Raw genomic sequence first — 11,602 nt, 5'->3', positions numbered from 1 at the left:
CTTTTTGTACGATCAGGCAATTGCGGTACGCGTTGTTTCGCCTATCTAAGCGGTGTAACAAATATGCAAAATTGCGGGACGGAGCAAGCCTATGAACCTGTCAGATAAAAACACCGGAAATGTCACGGCCTTGCCGGGCACCAATTCCGCCCTGTCGGGCAGCGGGTTTGTCCGTGCCGTCAATGACTGGCTGATGGAACGCGCATTGGAAGATACCGCCATTGGTGACGTGGTTGGCGGTATGGTGTCGCGTCTGGTGGCGGCGGGTATTCCGATTGACCGGGTCATGGTGGGGTTCAAAACCCTGCATCCCCTGTATGAGGGCGTCAGTTATATCTGGGAAAAAGACCAGGAACTGGTGGAGCAGGCCTTTCATACCGGTTTGCGCAATGACGATCCGGACTGGGCCGAAAGCCCGATGAAATGGATGCTGGACAATGATGTGGTCTTTTTGCGCCGTCATCTGATCGGGCCGGGCTCGATTGTCGATTTTCCGGTGTTATCAACATTTAAAAAGAATCGCGGGACGGATTATCTGGCGTTGATGACGCCCTTTGTCACCGACAAGGACAGCGATCTGGGCCGCAACCATATTTTCATGACCTATCTGACCAAACGAAGCAGCGGTTTTACCGACGAGGATTTGTCGATCCTGTCGGCCATTCAGGGGCGCTTTGCCGTGGCCTGCAAGATGCGGATCATGCATGAGGAAACCCGCATGATCCTTGAAACCTATCTGGGGTCGGATGCGGGCGGGCGGGTGCGCAATGGTCAGATCAAACTGGGTGACGGCACCAAAACCCGTGCGGTGATATGGTTTTCGGATATGCGCAATTCCACCGGTGTTGCCGCCACCGTCGGCGATGATGCGTTTTTGGGTGAAATGAATGCGTTTTTTGCCGCCACCGCCGGGGCAGTGTTGAAGCATGGCGGGCAGGTGTTGCGTTATATCGGCGATGCGACCCTTGCGATTTTCCCGATCCGCGATGATGAACAGGATCTGGAACAGGCCTGTCATGCCGCCGTTTATGCCGCCGCCGAGGCACAAATGAATATCGAACAACTTAACCTTCGGCGCGAAGAATCAGGGATGCCCGGTTTTGATTACGGGTTGGGCATGCATGTTGGCGATGTGGTGTATGGCAATGTCGGCGTGCCGGAACGGGTTGATTTTACCGTTGTCGGGCGGGCCGCAAACGAGGCCGCCCGGATCGAAAAACTGACCAAGAAACTTGGCAAACGGGTTCTGGTCAGCGGGCCGGTCGCCCGGTTCATTTCCTGCCCGACCGAAAATATCGGGGAATACGAACTGGAAGGCACGGGAACGCGCCTGACATTGTTTGCCCCGGATTTCGCCGAGGCCTGCCAGAGAATCCAGCTTTTACGCGCCGGTTGACGTTTCAGGCCAGCGTATCGAAATCCTTGACCACCGTGCTGGCGGCGGTGCCGACCTTGGTAAAGGTTTCCTGCGCATCGCCGACGGCCTTGGTTGCCGCGGTGATGATGTCGGCATAGGGGGTGGTGGTTTTTTCGGCCAGCATCTTTTGCAGGGCAACGCCGGTGGCGGCAGATGCCATTGACATGATGTTGCGCATATAATCGGTTGAATCCTGCACGGCATAGGCGGCGGCCTGGGCAACCTTTTGATAGGCGATGCCATTGCCGCCCGGAAAGGCCCCGTTCAGAACCGCATGATTGGTGGTGCCGACCGCCTGAACGATTTGCGGGTTCAGGGCGGTTGAAACAGGTGCGTTGTTGCTGCCGCCACTGCTGCCGCCGGAAGTATCACCGCCTTCGCCCGCCGGGGTGGCAGGCGGGGTGTCATCACTGCCCGATGCGGCTGCCGGATCGGTGGTTTTGGGATCGTCGGTATCGTCGGCCATAATCAAACCTCTGCCTTATATGTGTCGGATCGGGCGCGGTTATTTTGTCGTGCCGCCACCACCCATGCCGCCGCCGGTGGTATCCAGAATCATGCGGCACGCACTTGATGTCACGGCATTGCCGATCTGTTGCAATCCGCCCTGGGTTTGCATGGCGTTTTGCATCGACAGGCTGATGGAATGGGCCATCGTTTGATACACCATGCCCATGGCCTGTGCCGGTGCTTCACCCAGGACCTTGACGTTGGTTTGTGTGACCGCGTCGGTGATCTGGGAATTGACGGGGGTGTTGTCTGCCATATCACGCCCTCACTGATAAACCGTTGGCGGCGATGTCGCCGCCGGAAAAGTGCCTAGCGGCGGGTTGCCGCCAACAAGACCAAAAGAGTCAGAAGCGTATTGCTGTTATCGGAACGACCGATCTTTGCCGTCGCGGTTGCCCCGGCCATGGTATTGACCGAATAAAGCTGCATCACGCCCTGATTGGTGGCGGCCTGTGAACAGATGGATGCCTGTTGCTGCGCCTGAACGGCATTCTGGAACAGGATCGATGTCGAATGGGCCGCGCTCTGATAAATCGAACTCATGGCCATGGCCGGAGCCTGTCCGAGGATGCTGACCGAACTTTGGGTCACAGCATCGGTAATCTGTCCGTTGACCGGGGTGGGAATTGCCATTTCTTCCTCCAATGTGGCGATCTCGGATCGCTGTCTATCCACCAAGACGGTGCAGAAGATGGGTTGTGACCGGAATTTATCCGGCCTCGGCGACAATCAGTGCGATGATTTTGGACGAGGCGGTATTGGCGACCTGCTGGATATTGCCCTGGGCGATGGTGGCGTTTTGCATCGCAAGGCCGGTGGCATGGGAATGCGCCTGCAAGGCGATGGAAACAGCCTGTGCCGGGGATTCCCCCAGAACCTTGACATTGGTCTGGGTGACGGCGTCGGTGATTTGTGCATTGACGATGTCACTCATCGCACAGACTCCTTCGATTTCGGGTCAAACAGGGTGTTCTCCGGGTTGTTCTGTTTTGGCAGTCAACCCGTTGTGGCTGGTTCCGGTTCGGGGTTCGGTTCGTCATTTTCGGTTGGCCGGTGATAGCCGGTGACAAGAAAATATTCGTCATCGGTGGCTTCCAGATCCGTCAGGGCGTTGGGCAGTTTCGATGCCGTCGCCGCTTTGGGTGCTGGTGCTTCCGGTGGCGAAGTGAGCATCACTGGTTCTGGTCGTGGTCCGTCTGATTGTTCTTTGCGGGCTGCCGAAAATCCGGTCCGCGGCCTGCCGACTGAAACCGCGGACGGCGCTCCCCCATATTCAGGGTAGACCTCGCGGCTTCGACGGTGGTGGCAAGGCTGGCGACCGCCAGTTGCTGCTGTTCGTTGACCATGTTGGAAAACAGAATGCCCTGTGCTTGTGCCTGTGCCAGATAGGATTGCATCGCGCCCATGGCCGGGCCGCTGCCAATGACGGCGGTATTGGTCTGGGTAATGCCATCGGTGATCTGTTCGTCGACGGAAGTATTGTTCGTCATGATGCAAATCCTTGATTAGGAACGACCATCAAGCAGCCGTTCGATGCTTCTGGTCAGGGTGCTGAGTCCGGTGATGGATGTCTGTCGCTGGCTTGACACCATATTGGCCATCAAAATGCTTTGGGCCTGTGACTGGGCCAGCATGGATTGCAACGCGGCATAGGCCGGGCCAATGCCGATGGTGCTGACATTGACCTGACTGATGGCGTCGCTGATCTGGGTGCTGACCTGATTGTTTTCATCGGGTGCTGCCGGACTGGCCGGGGAAGGAGATGCGGGGCGGGATGCGGATACAAATCCCGGCGCTTTCTGCGATCCGTCGGCAGGGGCCGTGCTGTCGGTATCGGGCGGTGCCATGACAGTCTCCTTGCGGTGCGGTGCGGATGAAATTGCTGTCTTGATGACGGTTGGGACGTTTGGATGTGACATTAAAAAAACGAAGGATATAAAAAGCCCGGCAAGCCAAGGCATGCCGGGCCGGTTTGGGGCGATGACGTGCGTGGTTCCTGTCAGGAAACCGACGATCCGGTGGTTGCCTTGAGTGCGGTCAGAAGCGACAGCATGTTGTCGGGAACATCGCTGGTCGCGATTTTCTGCGTTGCCACAGCACCGGCCATGGTATCGACAGAATAAACCTGAATGACGCCCTGATTGGTCGCCGCCTGCGAGGAAATGCCGATCTGCTGCTGGGCGCTGACGGCATTCTCGTAAAGAATGCCGTGCGAATGCGCCAGCGACTGATACAGCGAGCCCATGGCGATAGCCGGTGCATCGCCCAGAACCTTGACATTGGCCTGGGTGACTGCATCGGTGATCTGGCCATTGAGCGGGGTATTGTCAGCCATAATCTGTCTCCTGATTGCCTGAAATATGCCGGAAACCGGCCCGTTCCGCGACTGGCGCGGCGATCAGACTATTGACGTTAAAGGGTGGGATTTGTGATGCGAAAAACTGCGTGATTCCGGCAGTTTTCCGCCGATATTCCCAAATATCCCAACGGCAAGAGTCCGGAGTGGAAAGACAATCGGGCGGCCCGTAAGACCGCCCGATTAAAAGATGACAAAGCCGGGAGGCTCAGCTTTTGACGGCCTGAAGCGTCGTCAGAAGCGAAAGCATGTTATCCGGGACGTCGCTTTGGGCGATCTTGGACGTTGCGACGGCATCGGCCATGGTATCGACCGAATAAATCTGGATGACGCCCTGATTGGTTGCCGCCTGGGAGGCGATGCCCAACTGCTGCTGGGCGCTGACGGCGTTTTCGTAAAGAATGCCGGTGGAATGGGCCAAAGACTGAAAGATCGAGCCCATTGCCATCGCCGGAGCGTCACCGAGAACCTTGACATTGGCCTGGGTGACGGCATCGGTGATCTGACCGTTGACGGGGGTCGGAATCGCCATTTTGAATACTCCTTCGCATGCTGCTTACGGTGGAAAATCCTGACGGGGGTTTGGCCGTCCCGAATTCAACATAAAGACGCATCGGGTTGGCAGTTGTGACGGATAACAGGATATTTTGGTGATTTTTCCTGATTTTCTGCGCATTCCAAGGGCCAGATAGCATTTTCCCCGGCGCAAAATGGCCGGGGAAAATGGTTTGACGTGATCAGTATGATGATGGGGATTACCGGATACCGGCATCGCGCAACTGATCACGGGCAAGCTGAACCCGTTTGCGTACGGCACAGTTGCTGAGGCCCAGATCAAGGGCGATATCCTCGTAACTGCGATCCTGAACGCAGCGCATCAAAAGCGGGCGACGCAATTTTTCCGGCAGGGACGCCAGGGCGCGTTCAAGGTGTTCATACATTTCGCTGGTCAGGCAATTTTCTTCGGGCGAGGGTTCGTTATGGCCCGAAATCGGCGGCAGGGCATCGTCGGAATGACCGTGGGTCTCTTCGTTATATTCCGCCTTTCGCCGGTTTTGGCGGTGCAGGTCGATACAGGCATTATGAACAATGCGCGACAGCCATGCCCGGTGATTGCGGATATCCTCCATCGAATCCTCGAACTTGACCGATGCCTTGACCATCGCCTCGGACAGGGCGTCCTGCGCGTCGTCAACATTGCCTGACATCAGTTTCAGGCATTGTTTCAACAGCTTGTCCTGTTGTTCGATCCAAAGCGGCCAGAAATTGGGGGCGGCACTGTCGGCGATATCCGGGTCCTGCGTTGGATCGGGGGCTGCGCCCGGTACAGGCGATTGTGGCGGGATCGGAAATGGTTGGTACTGTGGGATGATCCCACCTGTTCCAATCCCTGCGCCAATTCCCGGCCCCGGCAGGGAAAAAGCCCCGCCCAGCGCACTGGCAATCACATCGGTTGGCGAAGGGCCATGTGTCGGGGCCTCAAGCCCCGGAAACCCGGCCAGCGGATTGAAATTTGCCGGATATCCACGGGGAACCGACGGGACCGCAGGGGGCGGTTGCGGCGGTTCACGATGTAAGGCGGTTCGGGGTTCGGGAGGAACGTTTTGACGGGCGTGCTGGCTGACGCCCAGCACGAAATCTTCGGCCAGTTGTGATCGTTGGTGCGCATCAAGATGCGACCAGATCGACGTGACATTGCTGGCGTCGCCCAGTGCCTTGCCAAGCGCTTCTTGTAATGCGGTTGCAAAAACCGTCTCTTTTTGCGAAAGCGCCCGCTGTTCCCTGTCGTAGTCGTTTTTATTCTGCACCGCGGACCTCTTCTGTTGAAGGAAGATACAATCATTGGTGGCAATGGTTGTTCGTATTTATTATGACGAGCCTTGTTTATATTTGTGATTTTTTTAAATAAATCTATTTTAAGTTGTTATATTCATATATTTTGGGGGAAAAGTCGGGCGCAATTCATCATTTTCGGCATGCCGGATGATCATTGCGCCCTGAAAGTCCCCCCGATTCGGTATCCCGGATCATGCAGTTCCGGGTGTGTCAGTCTTGCCATCTTTGGCTGTGGTATTTTTGGTTTTGGCGGCAGTATCAACCGCAGTTTCATCCGGTTTTTGCGTCGCGTCACCAGATTCTCCGGCATTGATCGCAAAGGCATGGGTGATGGCTTCTTCGACCTGGGCGGTCAGAATGACCATGCGTTTGTCGACTTCCTGCAACACCATGCGACGAATTTCGGCGGCGATCTGAACCATAACCATGGCCGGGGCATCGGAATTGTTGTTTTTCAAGGTGTCAATATCCGGGGCTTTGCCTGTTTGCGTGGGGCGTGACGGCACAAGTCGCTGATCCAGAATCTGTTTACGGGCTTTTTCTGCGGCGTTGCTCATGGCCTGCATCGTTGCCTGATATTCCTTGTTAAAGGCCTGTTTGACGGCGTCCCGTCGCGCGGTGGCAGTCTGGGCTGCGGCCTGAACGCCGATGCGCGGATCGGTCATGGTTTTTTCTCCGGCGTGCCGGGGGTGTCGGTGCTTTCTGTGCCATCAGATGTATCGGGGGCCGTTGATGCGTCGGGTGCCGGGGCATCCGGGGTCGATATTGCCGTGACATTCAGTGTTTTACTGACCTTGACGGCCACCTTGCCACGCGCAGGAGTAGGAGCCGGGGCCGGTGACGGAGTAGGGGCCGGATCAGGAGCAGGATCTGTTTCCGGTGTTGAAGGGGCACCGTCCGCCTCATCGCTTGCGGCGTCGCCTTCGGTGTCACCCTCTGTTTCTTGCTCCTCTTCGCCCTCTGCGGCTTCGTCCTCGGCTTCGGATTCGATATTGGCGGTTTCGTCCTCTTCGCTGTTATCGGAAAGCGGGGCTGTTGATGTCGCCATCATGGTCGGCGTGCGCGGTGCCACGGCATTTGGTGCCGTTTGGACTGCCGGAATGACAAAGCCAAATTCCGGCAGGCCATTGACGCCATCAATCCCCGTCGCGCAGATCAGGCGCACTCGTAACGGCGTATCGCCATCGGCAATGGCCGCTTCGGCCTGCAATGTGTCGGACTGATAGGGATTGCGGCGCGACAGGATGGCATCGGGGGTTAAGACGTTATTGCCATCGCCCAGACCGGCGCGGGCGACAAAGGCCGGGATTTCCTGCCCGTCGATCAGAACCAGCAACAGCGGATTGCCGGTTGTGTCTTGTGGATCGGCTGTGATGATTTGCAACCACACCCGGACGGATGGCGCATTGGACAGCGGCAAACAGGCGGCAATCAACGGTCCGGGCAAATCCCCCTGATGGCACAGGGCAAGGCTGGTGCCTGCCGGGCCTGGCGATGCCGCATCGGGCATATCTGTATCCGCGGATCCGGTCGGGGCTGCTGTCAGGGCAAGGGTTATATGGGCCGACCATTGCAAGGCCTGACTGCCGGGCTGGCCGGACTGATATGTCATGCCGATGCCCGGTTGTGCCGGTGTGCCACAGGTCTGGCAAGTGATCAGGCGGTCGGCAATCGATCCATCCTGAAGGCTTAACACCGTTCCGGGCTGATCATCGGTGCCGGTGGCCAGTTGCCACTGGTCGATATCGGCCCCCGTATTGTCAACAATCAGGCTGCCGGTCAGGTTCTGGCTGTTGCCGCACGCACGGGCATTCATGGCCAGTTGCCAGTGCGTGGTTGCGTCTGTCCCCGACAGAACCGGAAAGGGTGATACCGAACCAGGTGCAATCACGCCGCCCAGATGTGTCGTTCGTCCATCCTGATGCGACAATGTGCTGGTGAAAGGGATCGGTGTTGCCAAAGGTTGCGACAGCCCGGCAAGGGGCGAAGATGATCGTGCCGCCGCCGGAATCGCCGCCGCACTGCCTGATGCGCTGCCGGATCGGCCAAGGGCATTTTCAATCTGCTGCATCGCATATTCGACCAGATTTTGCATGCCGTCATTCGGGCCATCTGCGCCTTGCGGTTTATAGCCGCAATACTGGCTGACGGCGGTTAACAGGGCCTCGGTCTGGGCAATGTCATCGGCGGGTGCGGGGGCCTGGGAAACCGGTGGGGCGACGGGGCGCGAATTTCCCTGAGAAGCGGGTTGTTGCGTTTGACTCATGATGCAATTCCCTGTGTGCCCTGCGCGATGTGCACAAGCCGCACAGACATTCCGCAGGGTGATGTGCGACGGATCAATGCACCAATGACGGGAAGAAACGCGATTTGTGAAAAATTTCCGCGCAAAACACAAAACCCCGTCGCGCCACAAGGGCAGGACGGGGTTTTGATGGTGCTGGTGATAGGATTCGAACCTACGGCCTACGCATTACGAATGCGTTGCTCTACCAGCTGAGCTACACCAGCACGGTGTTTGTGGCGCGGAAAATACGGATATTAAACCGGCTTGGCAAGTGCTTTGTTGTGCGGCGCAGGGCACGCATGAGCATATGGCAGCCCTGCAACGGGAAGCATGCCGGTTTGCGCAATAGAACATTGACCTTGCTGTAGTTCAGCGTCATAGATTGGGCATGATCCGGACGCAGGGCCGGGCATTATGCGGGAGACGATGTGGGATGTGTCGCTGGCTGAGTTATATCGGGGAACCGGTTTATCTGGAAAAAATGGTGTTCGAGCCCAAGCATTCGCTGGTCGAACAAAGCCTGCATGCCGAACAGGCCAAAACCCCGACCAATGGTGACGGTTTTGGCATTGGCTGGTACGGCGAACGGGAAACACCGGGCCTGTATCGCGAAATCCTGCCGGCCTGGAACGATCCCAATCTGCAATCTCTGGCGCATAATATCCGGTCCGGGCTGTTTTTCGCCCATGTGCGCGCCTCGACCGGCACGGCAACCAGCCGCCCCAATTGCCACCCCTTTGCGCATGGCCGTTACATGTTCATGCATAACGGCCAGATCGGTGAATACCGTCTGGTGCGGCGCTATCTCGAATCCCTGATTGATGACCGGTATTATTGCGCCCGGCAGGGCACAACCGACAGCGAACTGATTTTCTATCTGATGCTGACCCTTGGGCTGGAAACCGACCCGCACCGCGCCATTCGTAAAACCATCGAAGTGGTCGAAGGGGCGATGCGCGACAAGGACATCACCACCCCGTTCCGCTTTACCGCCTGCCTTGCCGATGGCAACAGCATTTGCGCCATCCGCCATGCCAGCGACGACAAATCACCCTCGTTATATTATCGCAAACGCGGCGATCATGTGATTGTCGTGTCCGAACCGCTTGATGCCGAGGCCGAAAGCTGGATCGCGGTGGCCCCGAACCACACATTGCATGTCTGCCCGGATTTGCAGGTCACGACCGAACCGACTTTGGCCGTTTATGCCTGAGCCGTCCCGGTGACGTAAAGCGTTGTGCGGCTTTGCACCAGACGTTGTTGCAGGCTGTTGGAGGGCGGCGAATTGACGATCACGGTGTGAAAATCACTGGCATGGCCGTCGCGGCACAGGGCCTTGCGGCCAATTTTGCGATCATCCACCATCAGAATGGCGGCGTCCGAACAATTCATCAAGGCCCGCCTTGCCCGGACTTCATCCATATTGAAATCCATCAGATCGCCGTCCTCGGTCATGCCGCCGACACTGACAATGCCGTAATCGGCACGATACCCGCCAAAAAAATCCGCACTGTCCGCCCCGATCACATCCAGATCGCGGGTGCGCACCGTGCCGCCCGCCATGCGCAGGGTGACACCCGGCGCATGTTGCAGGGTCAAAACCACATGAATATTGTTGGTCAGAACCGTCAGATTGCGATGCGATGACAGGCATTCGGCGGCCAGTTCCGCCGTTGTGCCGGTGCCAATGGCAATGGTGCAACCTTCGGGAATGAGGCTGCCCAGCCGGGCGGCAAGGGCGCGTTTGCCGCCCCGGTTCCAGACTTCGCGGCTTTCATAACTGGTATTGTCCGGGTTCGGGGCCGGACCGGCAAGGCCATGACGGCGAAACACCCGGCCCTGTTCCTGCAAATCGCGCAGATCGGCGCGGATGGTCTGGACTGAAACATTAAACCGCCGCGCCAGTTCCTCGACCGCCATAAAGCCACAGGATTTCACCAGCGCGACAATGCGGTCGCGGCGGCGGTCAATCGGCACGGGGGATATGGTTTCTGTCATTTTTCGGTCCGTGGTTCTTTCGCACGAAAGTTGTGGTTTCGTTTACAGGCACAGTATAGCGGGCAAAAACACGGCCTGAGAAGCCCGGTATCGGCAATGAAACAATTAATTCTTGGGTTTGTCACACAACTGTTACCGAAACCTCTGTAGCTTCCGTCTTGCGTTGTTTTCGTACGAAACCAAAAAGTTTCAACCATGCCAAGGGATGTGGACCATGCGTAAAATCGTTCTTGCTGCGGCGGCGTCGGCCGCGATGTTGTTGCCGCTTGCGGCACAGGCGGCTGAAAAGCTGGTGATCTATACCAGCCAGCCCAATCAGGATGCCCAGATTACCGTCGATGCCTTCAAGGCTGCCTATCCGGATGTCGAGGTGGATTGGGTGCGCGATGGCACCACCCAGTTGATGGCGAAACTGCGTGCCGAAATCGCCGCAGGCGACCCGCGCCCGGATGTGTTGCTGATTGCCGATACCGTCACACTCGAAGGCATGAAGGGCGAGGGGCTGTTGCAGGCCTATAAATCCCCCGAAGCCGCCAGCTTTGACCCCGCCCTTTATGATGCCGACGGGTATTATTATTCGACCAAGCTGATCACGACGGGCATTGTTTATAACAGTGCGGCGGCGATGAAACCGGCATCGTGGAAAGAATTGTCCGACCCGGCCTTTAAAAACCAGGTGGTAATGGCAAGCCCGCTGTATTCCGGTGCGGCCCTTATTCATCTGTCCACCCTGACGGAAAACCCCGATCTGGGTTGGGATTATTATCAGGCGCTGGCGGCGAACGAAGCCCGTGCGCAGGGTGGCAATGGCGGCGTGTTCAAGGCGGTGGCATCGGGCGAAAAGCCATATGGTGTGATCGTCGATTTCATGGCCATTCGCGGCAAGGCCGACGGATCGCCGGTGGAATTTGTGTTCCCGACCGAAGGTGTAACCTATGTGACCGAACCGGTTGCCATCATGAACACCGCCAAAAACGTCGAATCTGCGCATAAATTCGTTGATTTCGTGCTGTCGGATGCCGGGCAGAAACTGGTTCTGGATATGGGATATGTTCCGGCACGCAGCGACATGCCGTTGCCCGCAGGTTTCCCGGCACGCGATACCATCAAACTGATGGAATTTGATGCCGCCCTTGCCCTTGAACAGGCCGAAGAGAACAAGAAAAAGTTCGCCGGGATTTTTGGGGCTGAATAAGCG

The 11,602-nt window shown here is 57.3% G+C and carries 17 protein-coding genes and 1 tRNA gene; 3 read left to right on the top strand and 15 right to left on the bottom strand.

The genetic code is table 11. From position 1 onward, the window contains the following. Window positions 1-91: 91 nt before the first annotated feature. A complete protein-coding gene (locus Q8O73_RS02105; RefSeq protein ID WP_305554199.1) occupies window positions 92-1,396 on the top strand; it encodes an adenylate/guanylate cyclase domain-containing protein in 1,305 nt (434 codons plus the stop codon). Window positions 1,397-1,400: 4 nt separating this feature from the next. Here the strand turns inward: Q8O73_RS02105 and Q8O73_RS02100 are convergent, their stop codons facing one another. From Q8O73_RS02100 to Q8O73_RS02035, 14 genes are all read right to left on the bottom strand, one after another. Next, window positions 1,401-1,883, bottom strand: coding sequence for a hypothetical protein (locus Q8O73_RS02100; RefSeq protein ID WP_305554196.1), 483 nt, complete (start codon window positions 1,881-1,883; stop codon window positions 1,401-1,403). 39 nt (window positions 1,884-1,922) lie between these two features. Then, a complete protein-coding gene (locus Q8O73_RS02095; protein WP_305554193.1) occupies window positions 1,923-2,183 on the bottom strand; it encodes a RebB family R body protein in 261 nt (86 codons plus the stop codon). Between the two features lie 53 nt (window positions 2,184-2,236). Further along, window positions 2,237-2,560 (bottom strand): RebB family R body protein, encoded by a 324-nt coding sequence (locus tag Q8O73_RS02090; protein WP_305554190.1) that lies wholly within the window; start codon window positions 2,558-2,560, stop codon window positions 2,237-2,239. Window positions 2,561-2,636: 76 nt separating this feature from the next. Beyond that, window positions 2,637-2,861 (bottom strand): RebB family R body protein, encoded by a 225-nt coding sequence (locus tag Q8O73_RS02085; protein ID WP_305554187.1) that lies wholly within the window; start codon window positions 2,859-2,861, stop codon window positions 2,637-2,639. Window positions 2,862-2,923: 62 nt separating this feature from the next. Further along, window positions 2,924-3,100: a hypothetical protein gene (locus tag Q8O73_RS02080; protein WP_305554184.1), complete on the bottom strand. Its 177-nt coding sequence runs from the start codon at window positions 3,098-3,100 to the stop codon at window positions 2,924-2,926. Continuing rightward, a complete protein-coding gene (locus Q8O73_RS02075; protein WP_305554181.1) occupies window positions 3,100-3,417 on the bottom strand; it encodes a RebB family R body protein in 318 nt (105 codons plus the stop codon). Before Q8O73_RS02075 ends, Q8O73_RS02080 begins: the two co-directional genes overlap by 1 nt. 15 nt (window positions 3,418-3,432) lie before the next feature. Continuing rightward, window positions 3,433-3,774: a RebB family R body protein gene (locus Q8O73_RS02070; RefSeq protein WP_305554178.1), complete on the bottom strand. Its 342-nt coding sequence runs from the start codon at window positions 3,772-3,774 to the stop codon at window positions 3,433-3,435. A gap of 152 nt (window positions 3,775-3,926) precedes the next feature. Then, window positions 3,927-4,262 carry a RebB family R body protein gene (locus tag Q8O73_RS02065; RefSeq protein ID WP_305554175.1) on the bottom strand — a complete coding sequence of 112 codons (336 nt, stop codon included), beginning with the start codon at window positions 4,260-4,262 and terminating at the stop codon, window positions 3,927-3,929. A gap of 229 nt (window positions 4,263-4,491) precedes the next feature. Continuing rightward, the gene (locus tag Q8O73_RS02060) at window positions 4,492-4,815 is read right to left on the bottom strand and encodes a RebB family R body protein (RefSeq protein ID WP_062952013.1); all 324 of its coding nucleotides are present in this window, start codon (window positions 4,813-4,815) and stop codon (window positions 4,492-4,494) included. Between the two features lie 223 nt (window positions 4,816-5,038). After that, window positions 5,039-6,091 (bottom strand): RNA polymerase sigma factor, encoded by a 1,053-nt coding sequence (locus Q8O73_RS02055; protein WP_305554168.1) that lies wholly within the window; start codon window positions 6,089-6,091, stop codon window positions 5,039-5,041. A gap of 219 nt (window positions 6,092-6,310) precedes the next feature. After that, window positions 6,311-6,784, bottom strand: a complete 474-nt coding sequence (locus Q8O73_RS02050) for a hypothetical protein (protein WP_305554166.1) — start codon at window positions 6,782-6,784, stop codon at window positions 6,311-6,313. Continuing rightward, window positions 6,781-8,385 carry a hypothetical protein gene (locus Q8O73_RS02045; protein WP_305554164.1) on the bottom strand — a complete coding sequence of 535 codons (1,605 nt, stop codon included), beginning with the start codon at window positions 8,383-8,385 and terminating at the stop codon, window positions 6,781-6,783. Before Q8O73_RS02045 ends, Q8O73_RS02050 begins: the two co-directional genes overlap by 4 nt. Before the next feature lie 169 nt (window positions 8,386-8,554). Beyond that, window positions 8,555-8,630 (bottom strand) — tRNA-Thr (locus Q8O73_RS02040). Next, window positions 8,621-8,785: a hypothetical protein gene (locus Q8O73_RS02035; protein WP_305554162.1), complete on the bottom strand. Its 165-nt coding sequence runs from the start codon at window positions 8,783-8,785 to the stop codon at window positions 8,621-8,623. Before Q8O73_RS02035 ends, Q8O73_RS02040 begins: the two co-directional genes overlap by 10 nt. A gap of 54 nt (window positions 8,786-8,839) precedes the next feature. Here Q8O73_RS02035 and Q8O73_RS02030 point away from each other — a divergent pair, with 54 nt between their 5' ends. Next, window positions 8,840-9,619 carry a class II glutamine amidotransferase gene (locus Q8O73_RS02030; protein ID WP_305554160.1) on the top strand — a complete coding sequence of 260 codons (780 nt, stop codon included), beginning with the start codon at window positions 8,840-8,842 and terminating at the stop codon, window positions 9,617-9,619. Here Q8O73_RS02030 and Q8O73_RS02025 read toward each other — a convergent pair. Beyond that, complete coding sequence (locus tag Q8O73_RS02025; RefSeq protein WP_305554158.1) at window positions 9,610-10,404, bottom strand: DeoR/GlpR family DNA-binding transcription regulator; 795 nt, start codon at window positions 10,402-10,404, stop codon at window positions 9,610-9,612. The two genes, Q8O73_RS02030 and Q8O73_RS02025, sit on opposite strands and share 10 nt — an antisense overlap. Window positions 10,405-10,618: 214 nt before the next feature. On the opposite strand from Q8O73_RS02025, the gene Q8O73_RS02020 reads away from it, so the two are divergent. Then, entirely contained in the window at window positions 10,619-11,599 is a 981-nt protein-coding gene (locus Q8O73_RS02020; RefSeq protein ID WP_305554155.1) for an ABC transporter substrate-binding protein, read from the top strand. Window positions 11,600-11,602 lie beyond the last annotated feature (3 nt).

It is taken from the genome of Thalassospira sp. (assembly GCF_030690045.1).
Taxonomy (GTDB): Bacteria; Pseudomonadota; Alphaproteobacteria; order Rhodospirillales; family Thalassospiraceae; genus Thalassospira.
Note: the sequence above shows the minus strand (reverse complement) of the source record. Positions and strands in the feature narration are given on the sequence as shown.